Annotated in this window: 16 protein-coding genes; 10 read left to right on the top strand and 6 right to left on the bottom strand. The window is 68.3% G+C overall.

Translation table 11 applies throughout. The features are described 5' to 3' along the window. Positions 1 to 135: 135 nt before the first annotated feature. From AC6LJ5_RS12670 to prpF, 3 genes are all read left to right on the top strand, one after another. On the top strand, positions 136 to 846 hold the full coding sequence (locus AC6LJ5_RS12670) for a GntR family transcriptional regulator (protein WP_103271163.1): 711 nt from the start codon (positions 136 to 138) through the stop codon (positions 844 to 846). Next, a complete protein-coding gene (gene acnD, locus AC6LJ5_RS12665) occupies positions 846 to 3,461 on the top strand; it encodes a Fe/S-dependent 2-methylisocitrate dehydratase AcnD (protein ID WP_498140647.1) in 2,616 nt (871 codons plus the stop codon). Before AC6LJ5_RS12670 ends, acnD begins: the two co-directional genes overlap by 1 nt. Positions 3,462 to 3,542: 81 nt before the next feature. After that, complete coding sequence (prpF, locus tag AC6LJ5_RS12660) at positions 3,543 to 4,727, top strand: 2-methylaconitate cis-trans isomerase PrpF (protein WP_498140646.1); 1,185 nt, start codon at positions 3,543 to 3,545, stop codon at positions 4,725 to 4,727. A 114-nt stretch (positions 4,728 to 4,841) separates the two neighbouring features. Here prpF and AC6LJ5_RS12655 read toward each other — a convergent pair whose 3' ends face one another. From AC6LJ5_RS12655 to AC6LJ5_RS12645, 3 genes are all read right to left on the bottom strand, one after another. Further along, positions 4,842 to 5,159 (bottom strand): hypothetical protein, encoded by a 318-nt coding sequence (locus AC6LJ5_RS12655; RefSeq protein ID WP_498140645.1) that lies wholly within the window; start codon positions 5,157 to 5,159, stop codon positions 4,842 to 4,844. Between the two features lie 217 nt (positions 5,160 to 5,376). After that, complete coding sequence (locus AC6LJ5_RS12650) at positions 5,377 to 6,903, bottom strand: argininosuccinate lyase (protein ID WP_498140644.1); 1,527 nt, start codon at positions 6,901 to 6,903, stop codon at positions 5,377 to 5,379. A gap of 111 nt (positions 6,904 to 7,014) precedes the next feature. Further along, positions 7,015 to 7,854, bottom strand: coding sequence for a YggS family pyridoxal phosphate-dependent enzyme (locus tag AC6LJ5_RS12645; RefSeq protein WP_498140643.1), 840 nt, complete (start codon positions 7,852 to 7,854; stop codon positions 7,015 to 7,017). 213 nt (positions 7,855 to 8,067) lie between these two features. On the opposite strand from AC6LJ5_RS12645, the gene AC6LJ5_RS12640 reads away from it, so the two are divergent. The 5 genes from AC6LJ5_RS12640 (at position 8,068) to AC6LJ5_RS12620 (ending at position 13,419) form a co-directional block, all read left to right on the top strand. Beyond that, positions 8,068 to 9,552, top strand: a complete 1,485-nt coding sequence (locus AC6LJ5_RS12640) for an L-lactate permease (protein WP_498140642.1) — start codon at positions 8,068 to 8,070, stop codon at positions 9,550 to 9,552. A 122-nt stretch (positions 9,553 to 9,674) separates the two neighbouring features. Then, the gene (locus AC6LJ5_RS12635; protein WP_103271170.1) at positions 9,675 to 10,568 is read left to right on the top strand and encodes a LysR family transcriptional regulator; all 894 of its coding nucleotides are present in this window, start codon (positions 9,675 to 9,677) and stop codon (positions 10,566 to 10,568) included. A 107-nt stretch (positions 10,569 to 10,675) separates the two neighbouring features. Then, complete coding sequence (locus tag AC6LJ5_RS12630) at positions 10,676 to 11,455, top strand: aldolase (RefSeq protein WP_103271171.1); 780 nt, start codon at positions 10,676 to 10,678, stop codon at positions 11,453 to 11,455. A gap of 36 nt (positions 11,456 to 11,491) precedes the next feature. After that, positions 11,492 to 12,820, top strand: coding sequence for an MFS transporter (locus tag AC6LJ5_RS12625; protein ID WP_498140641.1), 1,329 nt, complete (start codon positions 11,492 to 11,494; stop codon positions 12,818 to 12,820). Continuing rightward, positions 12,817 to 13,419: a 2-hydroxychromene-2-carboxylate isomerase gene (locus tag AC6LJ5_RS12620; RefSeq protein WP_498140640.1), complete on the top strand. Its 603-nt coding sequence runs from the start codon at positions 12,817 to 12,819 to the stop codon at positions 13,417 to 13,419. Before AC6LJ5_RS12625 ends, AC6LJ5_RS12620 begins: the two co-directional genes overlap by 4 nt. A gap of 48 nt (positions 13,420 to 13,467) precedes the next feature. On the opposite strand, the gene ptsJ is transcribed toward AC6LJ5_RS12620, so the two are convergent. The 3 genes from ptsJ to AC6LJ5_RS12605 form a co-directional block, all read right to left on the bottom strand. Further along, positions 13,468 to 14,763 (bottom strand): MocR-like B6 salvage transcription factor PtsJ, encoded by a 1,296-nt coding sequence (ptsJ, locus tag AC6LJ5_RS12615; RefSeq protein WP_392410671.1) that lies wholly within the window; start codon positions 14,761 to 14,763, stop codon positions 13,468 to 13,470. 175 nt (positions 14,764 to 14,938) lie between these two features. Further along, complete coding sequence (locus AC6LJ5_RS12610) at positions 14,939 to 15,409, bottom strand: WG repeat-containing protein (RefSeq protein ID WP_498140639.1); 471 nt, start codon at positions 15,407 to 15,409, stop codon at positions 14,939 to 14,941. Between the two features lie 44 nt (positions 15,410 to 15,453). Next, the gene (locus AC6LJ5_RS12605) at positions 15,454 to 16,197 is read right to left on the bottom strand and encodes a hypothetical protein (protein WP_498140638.1); all 744 of its coding nucleotides are present in this window, start codon (positions 16,195 to 16,197) and stop codon (positions 15,454 to 15,456) included. A 284-nt stretch (positions 16,198 to 16,481) separates the two neighbouring features. On the opposite strand from AC6LJ5_RS12605, the gene AC6LJ5_RS12600 reads away from it, so the two are divergent. Together AC6LJ5_RS12600 and AC6LJ5_RS12595 are read left to right on the top strand one after the other, a co-directional pair. Beyond that, positions 16,482 to 17,075 (top strand): putative 2OG-Fe(II) oxygenase, encoded by a 594-nt coding sequence (locus AC6LJ5_RS12600; RefSeq protein WP_498140637.1) that lies wholly within the window; start codon positions 16,482 to 16,484, stop codon positions 17,073 to 17,075. Between the two features lie 40 nt (positions 17,076 to 17,115). Continuing rightward, positions 17,116 to 18,132 (top strand): hypothetical protein, encoded by a 1,017-nt coding sequence (locus tag AC6LJ5_RS12595; RefSeq protein WP_498140636.1) that lies wholly within the window; start codon positions 17,116 to 17,118, stop codon positions 18,130 to 18,132. The last annotated feature ends 9 nt before the right edge of the window (positions 18,133 to 18,141 follow it).

The raw sequence follows: 18,141 nt of genomic DNA, 5'->3' as shown, positions 1-18,141 counted from the left end.
CTGCCCCCGCCGCCGCGCAGCCCCGCCCACACGCTTGCGCCTTTCCCGCCTCGCGGGTAAATTGTTGACAATTATTCGAGACAAGCCCGCCAATTCCGCATTTCGCTCGCCAATTCGAGCCAGATTGTCGACACCATGAGCCAGATCCTCACGCTCCCGAACGCCGCGCCAGGCGATGGCGAAACGCTGTCGGACCAGATCTTCAAGAAGATCCAGGCCGCCATCGTCAAGGGCGAGATGGCCCCGGGCAGCAAGATTTCCGAACCCGAGCTGGCCCGCATCCATGGCGTCAGCCGTGGCCCGCTGCGCGAGGCGCTGCACCGCCTGGAAGGCCAGAGGCTGCTGGTGCGCGTGCCGCACGCCGGCGCGCGGGTGGTGTCGCTGAGCCAGCAGGAACTGTGCGAGCTGTACGAAATCCGTGAATCGCTCGAAGGCATGGCCTGCCGCCTGGCCGCCGAGCGCATGCCGGCCGCCGAGGTGCAGGAATTGCGCCGCGTGCTGGAAGCGCACGAGCGCGACGAGGCATTCCAGGCGGGCCTGGGCTACTACCAGCAGGAGGGCGACTACGACTTCCACTACCGCATCGTCAAAGGCAGCGGCAACCAGATGCTGTTCCGCATGCTGTGCGACGAGCTCTACCAGCTCGCGCGCATGTACCGCATCCAGTACTCGACCACGCCCAACCGCCCCCGGCAGTCCTTTGCCGAACACCACCGCATTCTCGACGCCATCGCCGACCGCGATGGCGAGCTGGCTGAACTCCTGATGCGCCGCCACATCCGCGCATCCCGTCTCAACATCGAACAACAGATCGCCCAGGGCAACCTCCGGCGTACCGAGGCATGATGAACAAATCCTATCGCAAGCCCCTGCCGGGCACCCGCCTGGACTACTTTGATGCGCGCGCCGCCGTCGAGGCCATCGCGCCCGGCGCCTATGACGGCCTGCCGTACACCTCGCGCGTGTTGGCGGAAAACCTTGTGCGCCGCTGCGAGCCGTCGCAGCTGACGGACGCGCTCAAGCAGCTGATCGAGCGCCGCCGCGACCTGGACTTCCCCTGGTATCCGGCGCGCGTGGTCTGTCATGACATCCTGGGCCAGACCGCGCTGGTCGATCTGGCCGGCCTGCGCGACGCCATCGCCGACAAGGGCGGCGATCCGTCCAAGGTCAACCCGGTGGTGCCGGTGCAGCTGATCGTGGACCACTCGCTGGCCGTGGAATACGGCGGCGACGACCCCGACGCCTTCGCCAAGAACCGCGCCGTCGAAGACCGCCGCAACGAAGACCGCTTCCATTTCATCGACTGGACCAAGCAGGCCTTCCGCAACATCGACATCGTGCAGCCCGGCAACGGCATCATGCACCAGATCAACCTGGAACGCATGTCGCCGGTGGTCCACGCGCAGGACGGCGTGGCCTACCCCGACACGCTGGTCGGCACCGACAGCCACACCCCGCACGTGGACGCGCTGGGCGTGATCGCCATCGGCGTGGGCGGCCTGGAAGCCGAAAACGTGATGCTGGGCCGCGCGTCCTGGATGCGCCTGCCCGACATCATCGGCGTGGAGCTGTCCGGCCGTCCCGGCCCCGGCATCACCGCCACCGACGTGGTGCTGACGCTGACCGAATTCCTGCGCAAGGAAAAGGTCGTGGGCGCCTACCTGGAGTTCTACGGCGCCGGCGCCGCCGCGCTGACGCTGGGCGATCGCGCCACCATCTCGAACATGGCGCCCGAGTACGGCGCCACCGCCGCGATGTTCGCCATCGACCAGCAGACCATCGACTATCTGCGCCTGACCGGCCGCGAGGACGAACAGATCGCGCTGGTCGAGACCTACGCCAAGACCGCCGGCCTGTGGGCCGACAGCCTGGCGCAGGCGCGCTACGAGCGCGTGCTGCGCTTCGACCTGTCCACCGTGGTGCGCACGCTGGCCGGCCCGTCCAACCCGCACCGCCGCCTGCCGGTCGCGGACCTGGCCGAGCGCGGCATCGCCGGCAAGGTCGAGAACCAGCCCGGCCTGATGCCCGACGGCGCCGTCATCATCGCCGCCATCACCAGCTGCACCAACACCAGCAACCCGCGCAACGTGATCGCCGCCGGCCTGCTGGCGCGCAACGCCAACCGCGCCGGGCTCACGCGCAAGCCCTGGGTCAAGAGCTCGCTGGCGCCCGGCTCCAAGGCCGTCGCGCTGTACCTGGACGAAGCCGGCCTGACCACGGAGCTGGAACAGCTGGGCTTCGGCGTGGTCGCCTTCGCCTGTACCACGTGCAACGGCATGTCCGGCGCGCTCGATCCCAAGATCCAGCAGGAGATCATCGACCGCGACCTCTATTCCACCGCCGTGCTGTCGGGCAACCGGAACTTCGACGGCCGCATCCATCCCTACGCCAAGCAGGCCTTCCTGGCGTCGCCGCCCCTGGTGGTGGCCTACGCCATCGCCGGCACCATCCGTTTCGACATCGAGCGCGACGTGCTGGGCACGGACGCCAGCGGCCGCGAGATCCGGCTCAAGGACATCTGGCCCACCGACGCCGAAATCGACGCCGTGGTCAAGGCCGCCGTCAAGCCCGAGCAGTTCCGCAAGGTCTACGCGCCCATGTTCGGCATCCAGGACGAGCGCCGCGCCGCCGTCGATCCGCTGTACCCCTGGCGCCCGCAGAGCACCTACATCCGCCGCCCGCCGTACTGGGAAGGCGCGCTGGCCGGCGCGCGCACGCTGCGCGGCATGCGCCCGCTGGCCGTGCTGGGCGACAACATCACCACCGACCACCTGTCGCCGTCCAACGCCATCCTGATGGACAGCGCCGCCGGCGAATACCTGCACAAGATGGGCCTGCCGGAAGAGGACTTCAATTCCTACGCCACCCATCGCGGCGATCACCTGACCGCGCAGCGCGCCACCTTCGCCAACCCCAAGCTGTTCAATGAAATGGTGAAGAACGCCGACGGCACGGTGCGACAGGGCTCGCTGGCCCGCGTCGAGCCGGAAGGCCAGGTCATGCGCATGTGGGAAGCCATCGAGACCTACATGGACCGCAAGCAGCCGCTGATCATAGTGGCCGGCGCCGACTACGGCCAGGGCTCGTCGCGCGACTGGGCCGCCAAGGGCGTGCGCCTGGCCGGCGTGGAAGCCATCGTGGCCGAGGGCTTCGAGCGCATCCACCGCACCAACCTGATCGGCATGGGCGTGCTGCCGCTGGAGTTCAAGCCCGGCGTCAATCGCAAGACGCTGTCGCTGGACGGCACCGAGACCTACGACGTGATCGGCGAGCGCAAACCGCGCGCCGACCTGACGCTGGTCATCCACCGCGCCAATGGCGAAACCGTGCAGGCCGCGGTGACCTGCCGCCTGGACACGGCCGAGGAAGTCTCCATCTACGAAGCCGGCGGCGTGCTGCAGCGCTTCGCCCAGGACTTCCTGGAAGCCGAATCGGCCGGCGCGGCCAAGCAGGCCGGCTGAGGCCAGGCCACGGCTGGCGGGCGCCCGACCCCGGCGCGCCCGCCTCCCCCGATCAACCCGACAGACCCCGAGGACCGCGACATGGCCCACGCTCCCCAGACCAAGATTGCCGCCACCTACATGCGCGGCGGCACCAGCAAAGGCGTGTTCTTCAAGCTGGACGACCTGCCCGAATCGGCGCGCGCGCCCGGCGCCGCGCGCGACGCGCTGCTGATGCGCGTGATCGGCAGCCCCGACCCCTACGGCAAGCAGATCGACGGCATGGGCGCGGCCACCTCCAGCACCAGCAAGACCGTCATCATCGGCAAGAGCAGCCGCCCCGGCCACGACGTCGACTACCTGTTCGGCCAGGTCTCCATCGACCAGGCCTTCGTCGACTGGAGCGGCAACTGCGGCAACCTGTCGGCCGCCGTCGGCCCCTTCGCCATCACCAACGGCCTGGTCGACCCGGCCCGCGTGCCGCGCGACGGTATCGCCACCATCCGCATCTGGCAGGCCAATATCGGCAAGACCATCATCGCCCACGTGCCGATGACGAACGGCGAAGTGCAGGAAACCGGCGACTTCGAGCTTGACGGCGTGACCTTCCCCGCCGCCGAGCTGCAGCTGGAATTCATGGACCCGGCCGAGGACGGCGACGGCGGCTCGATGTTCCCAACCGGCAAGCTGGTGGACGACCTGGACGTGCCGGGCGTGGGCACCTTCAAGGCCACCATGATCAACTCCGGCATTCCCACCATCTTCCTGGACGCCGAGGCGCTGGGCTACACCGGCGCCGAACTGCAGGAAGACATCAACGGCGACGCCGCCGCGCTGGCGCGCTTCGAGGCCATCCGCGCCCACGGCGCGCTGCGCATGGGCCTGATCAAGTCGCTGGAAGAGGCCGCGTCCCGCCAGCACACGCCCAAGGTCGCCTTCGTCGCGCGCCCGCGCGACTACGTGGCTTCCAGCGGCAAGAAGATCGGCGCGGGCGACGTGGACGTGCTGGTGCGCGCGCTGTCCATGGGCAAGCTGCACCACGCCATGATGGGCACCGCCTCAGTCGCCATCGCCACGGCGGCGGCCGTGCCCGGCACGCTGGTCAACCAGGCCGCCGGCGGCGGCGAGCGCGACCAGGTCTGCTTCGGCCACCCCTCGGGCACGCTGCGCGTCGGCGCGCAGGCGCAGTTGGTGGACGGCGAATGGAAGGTCACCAAGGCCATCATGAGCCGCAGCGCCCGCATCCTGATGGAAGGTCGCGTGCACGTGCCTCGCGCAGGCTTCTGATCCTCGGGAAAAAATCGTCCCCGCCCGCGCCCGGCAAGAGGCGCGCAATTCCCGGCATCCTCGCGGGCCGGGCGAGGCGGGCCTCGTGCCCGCCCCGGCTATGCGTCGCGCGTCCTACAGATAGGACAGCGTGACGACATAGTGCCTGGTCTTGCCCTGCGCGCCTTCACGCGCCGGCAGCGGATCCACGCGCACCTGCACATGCCTGGCGCTGCGCGTGGACGCTTTCACAGGCTGGCCCGCGGCGCGTGCCCGCTCGGCTTCGCACTCGACGCTGACCTGCAGGCTGCCCGGACGCGTCCTGGGCGAGCAGCTCGCGGGCTCCACGATGGCGCCGTAAAAACGGATCTCTCCGCCCTGGGCATGGACCGTTGAGACAGCGCCGGCGACGCTGAGGAGCAAGACCGGTAGACAACGAAGTGGCGTAATCATGGCGCCTCCTGACAACGAAGCGCCGGCATTCGAAACCGGCCGGCCTTCATTGTCTTAACGACCTACGCACATCGAATTTAATGGCCTGTCCTAGGACTATGCGCCTGAGACTTTCCCTTAATTGCGCCGCAATAGCGCTGCCGGAAATGGCGCGCACGAACGACATCACGGTGCCGACCATGCACCGCAACACACTGGGTGGGATCGAGGTTCGAGGCTATTTTTCGGCCTGCTGCGCCGCACTAGAGACTATTACGTCGAATTGCCGATCCAGTCCGTCCAATGCCTGCTGTATGTGCAAACGGCGCGCTTTGATCCAGGCATCCTGCTCCGCCAGGCGCGCGTCCGCGTCCTTCAGCATGCGCGCCATCTCGGCGGGCTGAGGGCCGCCGAGGGTGGCGCGGCTGTTCACGATGGCCACCGGATCCAGCGCGGCGCGGAACTCGGCCTCGCTCATCGGCAGCTCGGTCCCGTACTTGGAATCCTTCTGCGACTCGGCATAGATGCGGCGCGCCTCGGCGTAGGGAAAGTCCAGCGGCTTGATGCCGTGGGTCTTGGCATAAGCCACGACTTCCGACGCGAAATGATGACCATCGCGGAACGGCAGCTTGTACTTGCGCATCAGCAGGTCCGCCAGCTCCTGCGAGGCGGTCCAATCGCTGTTCAGCTCCTCCAGCGCACGATCCGGGCTGATGACCAGGGCCTTGAGCACGCGGTCCCAGCGCTTGAGCGCCGCGATGCCGCTGTCCACCATCGCCGAATTCTGCTTCACGTCCTTCGGATCGCTCATGCCCGGCGTGATGTTGTGCGTCTGCAGGAGCGGCCCCATCGCCAGCGTCAGCGCCGTGGACGCATCGCTGCGCGTGTCGTTGAGCAGGCCCGGGTTGCGCTTCTGCGGCATGGCGCTGGACACGTAGGTATTGCCGCCGCCCTCTTCCAGCAGAATCCACGGGCGCGACTGCGCGTACTGCGTCAAGACGTCCTCGACGAAGTTGCCGGTGCGCAGCGCGATGCTGGCGACGATCGATGCCACCTCCACCGGCTGGTCCATGGACGAGATCTGCGCGGCGTCGTAGGCGTTGTCCACCAGCGCCTCGAAGCCCAGATAGCGCGCCATGCGCTCGCGGTCCAGCGGCCAGCTGGTGCCATTGAGCACCGTGGTGCCCATCGGCGAGCGGTCGATGCGGACATACGCCTCGCGGATGCGCTGCGCATCGCGCTGCAGCCCCGCCGCCTGCCCCAGCAGGTAGTGGCCGTAGCTGTTGGGCTGCGCGGCCACGCCGTTGGTGTAGTTGGGCACGATGGTGGCGGCATGGCGGCCTGCCAGCGCCACCAGCGTCGCGCTGGTCTGGTTCAGCTGATCGGCCAGTTCCAGCAGCTTGTCGCGCAGGATGGCGCTGCGGTAGGTGGCGTGCATGTCCTGGCTGGAACGCCCGGCATGCAACAGGGTCACGTCCTCGCCCGCCGCCTTGATCAGCAGCGGCTCGAACGAGATCACCGTCGACGGCCTCCTGGCGCCGGGCTGGGCGCCCGCCTCGAGCACCTTGGCCAGCCCCGCCGCCAGCCTCGGCGCCATGCGCTTGTCGAGCAGGCCCTGGTCGGTATTGATGACCAGCGTGGCCTTGTTGATCTCGCCGAGCCAATAGAAGGGATCGCGTTGCTGGACGGGTTTGGACTCGGTCTGCGCGCTCGCGCAGGCAGCGGTCAGGACGAGCGCAAGCGCAAGGACGGGGCGTGTGAACATGGCGGTCTCGGCGAAGGCAATGCCGGCCAGTGTAGTCAGCCCCGGGCTTGCGCGACATCCAGGCTTGCGCTTATACGCAGATCCTGTCGGCCGCGCGAAAGCGCGTCTTTCTCAGGCGGGCGGCGGGGCGCCGTCCTCGGTCGGCCAGTAATAGGAATCCGGCGTGTTGCGCGCGCCGAAGATGGCCTGCCCCACGCGCACCACGGTGGCGCCTTCCTCGATGGCGATTTCATAGTCGCCCGACATGCCCATCGACAGCTCGTCCAGCCCGACGCCGGCGGGCGCGTCCTGGCGCAGCCGGTCGCGCAGCGTGCGCAGCAGCACGAAACACTGGCGCACGCGCCCGGCCTCGGCCGAGAACAGCGCCAGCGTCATGAAGCCGCGCACCCGCAAGCCGGAATAGGCCGGCATCTGCCGCAGGAAGGCCGCGGCCTCGTCGGGCTGCAGGCCGTACTTGCTGGCCTCGCCCGAGGTATTGATCTGCACATACACGTCCAGCGCGCGGCCCTCGGCCTGCAGGCGGCGGTCCAGCGCCTCGGCCACGCGCAGGCTGTCCAGCGCCTGGAACTCGGCCGCGTAGCGCGCCACCAGCTTGGCCTTGTTGGTCTGCAGATGGCCGATGACCGACCAGCGCAGGTCCGTCAGGTCGGCCATGGCCTCCCATTTGCGCGACACCTCCTGCAGCTTGTTCTCGCCCAGGTAGCGGCAGCCAGCCTGGTAGGCCAGGCGGATGCGCGCCTCGTCCACCGTCTTGCTCACCGGCAGCAGGCGCACGCTGTCCGGCGCGCGCCCGGCGCGGCGGGCCGCGTCGGCGATGCGCTGGTTGACCGTGGCCAGGTTGCGGCGGAAATCCTCCACCGACTCGGCGCGCGGCCAGCGGCCGTGCTGGTCATGCTGGGTCTGGGTTTGCACGGGCGCGCCGCCCGCCTCCTGATCGATTGCTTCGCTCATGCCTGAACCTCGCGCATCGAAGCGGCGCGTTCCTGGCGTCGCTTCATTTTTGTCATAGGTCAAATATTATCACGCACGACGAACCGCGATGCATGAATGACATGACGCCAACGCGGGCCTGTTCCGGCGCGTGCGCCGGCTGCGTTACTCTCTCTGCCTCACGCGCGCCGCGCCCACCGGGCCGGCCGCCCCACTTCCGTCGCTGGACGCCGAATGAACTACCTGCTGTGGTCGCTTCCCATGCTCGTCATCGCCGGCGCGATCGCCATCGCGCGGCTGAACGCCACGCAGGCCGCCGCGCTGGGACTGCTGGCCACGGTGCCCGTGGCCATCTACGCCGGCGACACGGCCTTCGGCGGCGCGCAGCTGGCCCTGGCGCTGGAACGCGGCGCCTGGATCGGCGCCACCATCGCGCCCTACATCCTGGGCGGACTGCTGTTCTGGCAAGCAGCCGCGCACGGCGCCAGCGCGCCTGCGGACGGCGGCGCGGCAAGCCCCGCCGATGCCCGCGACCGGCGTCGCCTGCTGTTCTTCGCCTGTTTCCTGGTCGGCCCTTTCGCCGAGGCGGCCACCGGCTTCGGCGTGGGCATGCTGGGCACCGTCGCGCTGCTGCGCGGCCAGCGCATCGCGCCGCGCCACCTGATGGTCTTCGCGCTGTTGAGCCAGACGCTGATCCCCTGGGGCGCGATGAGCAGCGGCACGCTGCTGGCCTCGGCCTATGCGCGCATGACCGGCACGGAACTGGCGCTATATGCGATGGTTCCCACCGCCGCGCTGATGGCGCTGGTATGGCTGCCGCTGTATTGGCGCACCGCCAGCCGGGCCGGTTTCGATCCGCAAAGCGGTGGCAAGACCACGGAGCGCCTGCGCGAGGCCGGCTGGATCGCGGCCGCGCTGGCCCTGCTCGCCGCGTTCACCGCCTGGCTCGGCCCCGAGACCGCGCTGCTGGCCTCTTACGGCCCGCTGATCACGCTGCGCTATCTGCTGGACCGCCGGCCGGACCGCCGCGCTTTCGCCGCGACCGCGCGCCGCATGCTGCCCTATGCCGCGCTGATCGCGGCGCTGGCGCTGACACGCCTGGTTCCGGAATGGCGGGCCGCTCTGGCGGCCGTCGGCCGTGTCGCCCCCTACGCCGATCTGCCGGCCTGGTCGCCGCTGCTGCATGCCGGCTCCTGGCTGATCGCGGCCGGCGTGTTGACCGCCGCGCTGCGCGGCCAGGCCGCCCGGCTGCCGAGCGAGGCGCGCGCCGCCTGGACCACCGGCCGCCACGCCGTGATGACCGTTTTCCTGTTCGCCATGATGGCCGAGATCCTGGCCGCCGCCGGCATCTCCCAGGCCTTCGCGCGCGGCATGTTCGACGCGCTGGGCCAGGGCGCCGTGGTCGTCGCGCCGCTGTTCTCGGCCGCCTTCGGCGTGCTGACCAACAGTGGCAACATGCCCAACAGCCTGTTCATGCCGGCGCAGACCGCCATCGCCGTGCAGGCCGGCCTGAGCGTGCCGGCGGTGGCCGCGCTGCAACATGTCAGCGGCACCGCCATGAGCCTGTTCTCGCCGGTGCGCATGTCGATCGCGGCCAACCTGGCCGAAGGCCGTGGCGAGGAACGCAAGGTCTATGCGGCGCTGCTGCCCTGCGCGCTGGCCGCGCTGGCGCTGTTGCTGCTGATGGCGCTGGCGATCGTGCTGTCGCCCCGGCATTGAGCGGCAAGCCGCGCACAACACCTGCAAGCCCGCCGCGTCGCCAGCCGCGTTAGTCCCGATCGCGCGGCCGGCAAGCAGCCCGTATCATCGCCGGGTCCGCACAAGAGCACGAGGGGAACGGGATGGAAACCATGGACAGGCAGCTGCGCTATTTCATCTGCATCGCGGAACTGGGGTCCCTGTCCCGCGCGGCCGACGCGCTGGACCAGACGCAATCGGGACTGAGCCGGCAGCTGGCCACGCTGGAGGCCCGCATCGGCCAACCGCTGTTCCTGCGCACCGGGCGCGGCGTGGAGCTGACCGAGGCCGGCAAGCTGCTCTACGACGCCACCCAGCCGGCCTATCGCGGCATCGACCTGGCGGTCGAACGCATGCGGCACCAGGGCGTAACGCAGGGCACGCTGCGACTGGCCGCCGTGCACACCCTCAGTTACTACTACACCGCCGATCTGGTGGCCGGCTTCGTCAGCGCGCATCCCTCGGTGAACCTGTCCATCATGGGCCGCAGCTCGCCCGAAGTGGTGGCCCTGGTGGAAAGCGGCAAGGCCGACCTGGGCCTGGTCTACGACTCGGCGGTGGATTCCGGCACGCTGGAATCCTGTCCCCTGTTCGACGACGACATGGCGCTCATCGTGCGCCACGACAGTGCGCTGTCCGGCCCGCAGGACCTGGCCGCGCTGTCGCTGCGGCTGGTCGGCTTCCCGCCGCACTACGCGCTGCGCCGCATGATCCAGAGCGCCGGCCTGCAACCGGATTTCGCCGCCGAGGCCGAGACCATCGACGCCATGCTCAGGCTGGTGTCCTCGGGTGTGGGCGACTGCATCCTGCCCGCCCGCATTCCGGACAAGCTGCTGGACGACTACGGCCTGCGCAAGCTGCCGGTGACCCGGCCGCTGCTGCGCCGCCGCGTGGTGGCGGTGACGCAGGCGGGCAAGCCGCGCACGCCCTTGCTCAAGGAATTCCTGAGCCGCGTCGAACAGCTGGCCGGCGAGCTGCGCGGCGGCGCCCCGGCATAGCTGCTATGAGCTGAGGTGCATGGCTGCCGGCGGCGGCCCTCTCCACAATACGGTCAGGTTGCGCGCATGCCGCGCCAACACAGAACCATAAAACGGAGACGCCCCGCATGAACCCCGCCGCCCTCAGGGAAAAATCGTATTTCGACCAGCGCGCCACGCAGGAGATGCAGCAGCACCTGCGCGCCGTGCCCCGCAGCATCCAGGAGACCATGGCGCATGCCTGCCGCATCCTGGCGATGACAGAACAGGAGGCCGGACTGGCCGGCCAGATCAGCGTGCGCTCTGAACGCCCCGGCGCCTACTGGACGCTGCGCTTCGGCCTGGGCTTCGACGAGGCCACGCCCGCTGATTTCATCGAAGTCGACCGCGACCTGCACACGCTCACCGGCGAGGGCATGGCCAACCCCGCCACGCGCTTTCACCTGTGGGTGTACGAGGCGCGGCCCGACGTGCAATCCATCATCCACACCCACTCGCCCTGGGCCTCGGCGCTGGCCGCCGCGCGCCAGCCGCTGGTGATCGCGCAGATGGACATGACGCCGCTGCACGACGACTGCGCCTTCCTGGGCGAATGGCCCGGCGTGCCGATCGCCGACCAGGAAGGCGTGCTGATCTCCGAGGCACTGGGCGCCAAGCGCGCCATCATCCTGGCGCACCACGGCTATCTGACCGCCGGCGCGTCCTGCGAGGAAGCGACCTATCTGTCGGTCTACCTGGAGCGCGCGGCGCGCATGCAGATCCGCGCCCAGGCCTTCGGCCCGCTCACGCCGGTGGATGACGCGCTGGCCCGCGAGGCGCACGACTACCTGCTCAAGCCAGCCATCGTGCGCGCCACCTTCGACTACTGGGTCCGCCAGACGCGCGGCATCCCCGCCCTGCCGGCCTGAGCGCCGTCCCTTTCGCACTCTTTCAAGGACGTCGCCATGACTACGCCTGCAAAGCAGGCGGCGCGCTCGCGCCGCCATTACGTCACGGCCGGGCTGGCCAGCATGATGGGCACCACCATCGAGTGGTATGACTTTTTCCTGTACGGCACCGCCGCGGCCCTGGTCTTCAACAAGATCTTCTTTCCCGCCATCGATCCCATCAGCGGCACCCTGGCCGCCTTCGCCACCTATTCCGTCGGCTTCTTCGCCCGCCCGCTGGGCGGCGTGGTGTTCGGCCACTTCGGCGACGAGGTCGGACGCAAGTCCATGCTGCTCATCACGCTCTTCATGATGGGCATCCCCACCATCCTGATCGGCCTGATCCCCTCCTACGACAGCATCGGCTACTGGGCCGCCGTGCTGCTGGTGCTGATGCGCTTCCTGCAGGGCGTGGCGGTCGGCGGCGAATGGGGCGGCGCCATCCTGATGGCCGTCGAGCACGCGCCCGAAGGCAAGAAGGGCTTCTTCGGCAGCCTGCCGCAGACCGGCGTGGCGCCGGGCCTGATCCTGTCTTCGCTGGCCATGGGCGCGGTCGCCGCGCTGCCCGAGGCAGACATGCTGTCCTGGGGCTGGCGCATTCCGTTCCTGGCCAGCGTGGTGCTGCTGCTGGTGGGCTGGTTCATCCGCGCCAAGGTCGCCGAATCGCCCGACTTCGAGCGCATGCGCGAACAGGGCGACAAGGTCGAGGTGCCGGCGCTGGTGGTGCTGCGCCGCTATCCGCGCGAAGTGCTGATCGTGGTCGGCGGCCGGCTGGCCGAAGTGACCTGGTTCTACACCGTGGTCACCTTCTCGCTGGCCTACGCCACCGGCACGCTGGGCATCCCGCGCGCCACCATGCTGGACGCCACCGTCTGGGGCGCGACGCTGGCGCTGTTCACCATGCCGCTGTGCGGCGTGCTGGGCGACCGCATCGGTTTCAAGTGGATCTTCATGGCCGGCGCGGCGGGCATCCTGCTGTTCGCGCCCATGTTCTTCTCGATGCTGCAGACGCGCGATCCCGCCACCGTCACGACGGCGGTCGCCGTGGCGGTGGGCCTGGTCTACGCCGCGCTGTACGGCCCGCAAGGCGGCCTGTTCTCGGCCCAGTTCCCGCCCGAGGTGCGCTACAGCGGCATCTCGCTGGCGGTGCAGGTGTCGGGCGCCATCGGCGGCGGACTGGCGCCGCTGGTCGCCACGTCGCTGCTGGCCTACGGCGGCGGCGACCCGCGCTACATTGTCTGGTACCTGAGCGCGCTGGGCCTGGTCGCCATCGCCAGCGCGTTCTTCATGCACCGGCCCACGCGCTTCGCGCTGCCGGCCGGCGCCCGCCTGGAGGCCCGCCCATGAAACCGTCGCACCTCGACTACTACTTCTGGCTGAATTCCGACTGGGCCTACCTGGGCGCCGACCGCCTGGAGGCGCTGGCGCGGCGCCAGAACGTGGCCATCCGCTACAAGCCCGTCGACCTGCCCGACGTCTACGCGCGCACCGGCGGCGTGCTGCTGGGCCAGCGCTCGCGGGAACGGCAGGACTACCGCGTCGCCGAGCTGCGCCGCTGGTGCCGCAAGCTGGGCATCCCCGTCAACCCGCACCCCGCCCATATGTGCCCGAACGCCGACCAGGCCTCGCGCCTCGTGATCGCGGCGGACCTGCAGGGGCTGCCGGTGGCGGCGCTGTACAAGGCCATCCTTCATGCCGAGTGGTGCGAGGACCGCGATATATCGTCTGAACCCACGCTGCGCGAGATCGCGGCCGCGCAGGGGCTGGACGCCGACGCCCTGCTGCGCGCGGCGGCCGCGCCGGACGTCGAGCGGCGCTACCGCCAGTACACCGACGAGGCGGTGGCCGCCGGCGCGTTCGGCTCGCCGTCGTATGTCTATGCCGGCGAGCTGTTCTGGGGCCAGGACCGGCTGGAGATGCTGGAAGAGGCGATCGCGGCGGCGTGACGCGGGATCCCGTGGCAGCGCGTGACGCTGCTCCATGCGATTCCCTGCTCAGGCGATGCTCTGGCGCAGGTCCCGCGCCAGCTGCGCGCACTGTTCCGGCTCGATATCGGAAAGAGTCACGCGCAGCCCGGGTACGGGATCCTGCACGCAGAAGGCCTCGCCATGGCGCAGCAGCCAGCCTCGCCGCGCCATGGCCAGCGCCACGGCCTGATCGTCCGCCGGCAGCGGAATCCACAGATTGAGTCCATCGCCCTGCGCCGCATGCGGCAGGCCCTGCGCGCGCAGCGCGTCTTCCAGGGCGGCGCGGCGGCGCACGTAGTCCTCGCGCGCCCGCGCCATCAATTGCGCCACCTCGGTCTGGCCCAGCGCCGCCTCGACCATGTCCTGCAAGACATGGCTGACCCAGCTGGTGCCCGAGGCCAGCCGCAAGCGCAGCTGCCGCGACGTGGCCGCGTCGCTGGCCACCAGCGCCACGCGGATGTCCGGCCCCAGCGCCTTGGTCAACGAGCGCACCAGCGCCCAGCGCGGCGCGCCCGTGGGCAGCGCCGAATGATAGGCTGCGTTGGACAGCAGCGCGAAATGATCATCCACGATGGCCAGGACCTGCGGATGGCGCGCCAGCACCCTCGCCAGCGCCCGCGCGCGCTTCTCGCTCAGGCTGCATCCCGTGGGGTTGTGCGCGCGCGGCGTGATCAGCACCGCCCTCGCGCCCTTTTCCAGCGCGGCTTCCAGCGCCCGGGGCAACATGCCCTCGTCGTCCATCGCCACGCCGATCGCCGCCATCCCGGCCGAGCGCAGCGTATTGATGCTGCTGAGAAAGCAGGGATTCTCGACCGCCACCTTGTCGCCCGGCACCAGGTGCGAGACCAGCAAGCGCTCGATCGCGTCCACCGCCCCGTGCGTCACGTTGATGTCGAACAGCCCCGGACAATCCGGCGCCAGCCAGCCGCGCCCGTAGGTCTCCAGGCCCGGATTGACCGTCGGCTCGCCGTAGAGCCGGGGCCGGTACGGTCGGGCGGCGAACGCCCGCGCCATGTCCGGCAGCCATTCCCGCCGGGGATTGCCGCTGGCCAGATCGGTCAGCGGCGTATCGGGCAAGGCGCCTTCCTGCTCGCCCGCGCCGTAGGGATCGCGGATCACCGTGCCCAGCCGCCCCTGCGTCAACGCGATGCCGGCGGCCGCCAGCCGCTTGTACGCCGCCGCCACGGTATTGCGGTTGATGTCGAGTTCCGCCGCCAGCTCGCGCACCGGCGGCAGCGCCTGGCCCGGCAACAACTGCTGCGACTGCACCAGCGCGCGCACGCAGTCCACGATCTGGGCAGCGGTCTTTCCTTGTATCTTCATATCGTCCCAGGACAATAGGGCTGATTGGCTGGCCATTTTGCCAGACAGGAAAGTCCGATGCCGGAGTGTGGCACGATAGACGACTGCGGCAAAATGCGGACGCCCCCCGCCGCCCGGCCTATCCCTTCCAGAGTTTGATCAGCGCGCGGCGCGCATGCCGACTGCCTGCCGGGACTCAGTCGGAGAGCTTCTGCGCCTGCGTCTCCTCTACCTGCCGCCCCGCCTTGTCTATGCTCTCCCAGGACTTGCACTGCACGCTGGAGTGTTCCCCGGCCGGGTACTGGACGCAGTCCATCCCCACCTTGGCCCTGCCGTCCCGGAACGGAAAGGCAAAATCATAGCGGGCGGGAATCACCACCTTCAGGGCTTCATCGTGGAACCCCATCTTGCCGTTCTCCACGTGACGCGCCAGCCCGTCCTGGAAAAAGTCCGGACCATTGTCGTAGATGAACGGGCGCAGCACCGGGCGATCCTGGCGGTCCACGTAGACCAGGCCTTGCTCGTCCACGGCCAGCGTATGGCCATGGACGTCGTAGCTCGGCGGCGCGTCATCCTGCTCCTGCGCCGGCCAGTATTGCAGCGCCTGCGCCGGCCCCAGGGCCGCGCCCAGCAGAATCGCGCCGATGACGCGGCGTTTCACATGCATTCTTTTCTCCTTGGCCGCGCGCTTGCGCCGCGCGCCGGCCCGCTTCAACTCCATTCGAACGTCAGCAGGGCCACGCGGGTCTGCGGATCATAGAACAGCAGGATCTGGTCGGCCCCGCCATCCCGGTAGTTCCAGCCCGGCACCGCCGCCACGAAGCGGAACGGCCGGCCATCCTCGGTCAGCGGAAACGCATCTTCCCAATCCATCTCCGGGTTGTCGACGAACTCCAGCGGAAACAGGTCGGGATCGGCCCAGTTGCCCGCGCCCTGCGATTCCTTCCAGTCTTCCAGGAACGCCAGCCGGTACTTGAGCATCTGCGCCTCGCCCTCGCGCTTGCCCAGGTCCACGTTCATCAGCAGGCCGCGCTCGGCATAGGCCGCCTTGACCTCGTCGAACGACTGCTGCTGCTTGCCGTAGTGTTCGAGCAGCTCGGGATCCTGGCTGCGCGTCTTGTCCTCGCTCATCGCCTGAAAGCAGCGCCAGTCGCCCAGCAGCTCATAGCGGCTGTCCTCGCCCAGCCTGAAGCCGATCCAGTTCCTGCGCGTGTAGTAGGAGTGATAGGCCTCGGCGCCATCGGCGAAATAATCGTCGTAGGGTTCGACCGGGCTCAGCAGGTGGATGCGGCCGGACCAGGCGGGGTCGACGGCGGACAGGTCGATGGAGACCAGCGGATGCAGCAGCTTCGCGGCCTGGGCGGGGTCGGCGGCGAAGACATCGGCCGGATCGGGGAACGGATGCAGGAAGGGCTGGGGTTGGGTGAAGTCGATCTTGTCGGGGGATGCGCTCATGGAGATGCTGTCCTGGAAGGGCCTTGACCATTACTTGGGAAAACCGCTGTGGCGGCGACAGCCACAAGCATGCTGTTTGCCTGCCGGAAGGAAAGATAGCAAGTATTTGGATCCTTGCCGAATCGCGCCGGAGGCCCAAGGCCTAACAGAATGCCCAACCGCCCCTAAACTGAAACCGCCCGGCGCAGATAACTTAAGGATGTCGTGGCGCGATACGCGCGCCGTTCAATCTGCCCTATTGATCCATGTCCCGTGAAATCCAATGGCTGTGGCCCACTCCGATCATGCACTACAACCTGCGCGAGAGCGGCCAGGTCGGGACGGATCTGCACACGGCCTTGCAAGCCTATTCCGAACAAAACCAGAGCCGCCTGCTGAACGACGAAAGCCGGTCCGCGACGCTGGAAACCCTGTACACCCGCTACGACACGGGTGTTTTCAAGCGCACGCGCGATCCGCAGCTTAAAGCCATCCGGGAACTGTTGTTGACGGAATGCGACAGCTACGCCCAGGAAGTCTACGGCGAGCAGATCCATCAGGCCAAACGCCATCACACCATGTGGTTCGTGGTCCAACGGTCGGGCCAGGCCAAGGACGCCGTGCATGCACACTATCACGAAGGCTCGGATCTGGCCTTTGTCTATTACCTGACTATGCCGAAGGACGGCAGCGGCCAGCTCGTGCTGATGGACCCCCGGGGCACAGTCGGGCGAGGCGGTTTCGTGGTTCCCCGCCACGCCCTGGTGAAGATCATCCAGCCCAGCGAAGGCGATCTGATCATGTTCCCGCGTTACCTGATGCACTACACCACGCCCAATACCGATGATGTGACGCGGCGGGTCATCGCAGGCAGCGTCAAGTACGAACGGCCCGCATAGCATTCCTCAGCGCTACCCTTGGCCTTCCTCAGCGGCATTCATGTATTACCTGTTTCGCCCGATCAAGCATCTGCATCCCATCCGTGAATGGGCGCTTGCTCATGACGCGGAGATGCTGATCGCGCCCGAGACGTTCGAAATGACCATTCGTTTCGCCGGCCGCCAGATCGTGCTGGTGCCCCGGTTCGTCCGGGAGCACAACGGCCAGACGATCTATCAGCGCGACTTCGCCGGCGATGGCGATTTCATCGGGTGGATGCCATATCCGGTCAAGTCCTGGCCCTTGTCGACGGACAAGACCTTGTTCAAGGAGTATGCGCTGGCCAATGGCCTGCGGGTGACGGCCAGCTGGACCGAAGGCCCTCCATTGGCGCCCGACTACATCGTCAAGCCCGCCATAGGATCATTCGGCGTGGGCATCCGAGGGCCGTTCGGACCGCTGGCGCCATTGAACAGCGACGATCCGCTGCAGGCAGGGAATTTCTGCGAGCAGTTCATTCGCGGCCGCAGCGCGAAAGCGTGGTTCTGGAATGGCGAGCCCGTCGCGCTTGAAGTACTGACACCTCCGCAGATCACCGGCGATGGCCGCCGGACGCTGCGCGAGATCGCCACCCAGCCCCGTGGCAATTTCGATCTGACGATGGACCTGGATGATTCGGTCCAGATCCTGGCATGGCAAGGCTATCACCCGGACGAAGTTGTGCCCGAGGGCGTGAACGTCATGCTCGATTTTCGCTACATGACACCGCACGACCGCGTCACGCTCAAGAACCGCGATGTCTGGCAGCAGACGACCGCGGCAGTCAAGGCGCAGTTCTGCTTTGCCGGCCCGCTGCTGTATCGAGGCATTCCGGATGCCATCCGCCGTCACTCCGTATTCACGCTTGACGCCGTCATTGACGACGATGATCGGGTCTGGCTGTTGGAAATGAACAGCCATCCCATGATTCACCCCAATGTGTATCCGCATATGCTGGCGTCCGTGTTCACGGAAGAGACGCCGGCAGCCGAAGCGCCTGAAGACGGGTTGAAGGCCGAGGCCGAACATACGGCCTGACCTTCTTCA

This window comes from Achromobacter sp. 1011791174, from assembly GCF_059760925.1.
The sequence above is the reverse complement of the archived record's forward strand: the minus strand, read 5'-3'. Positions and strand labels throughout refer to the sequence as shown.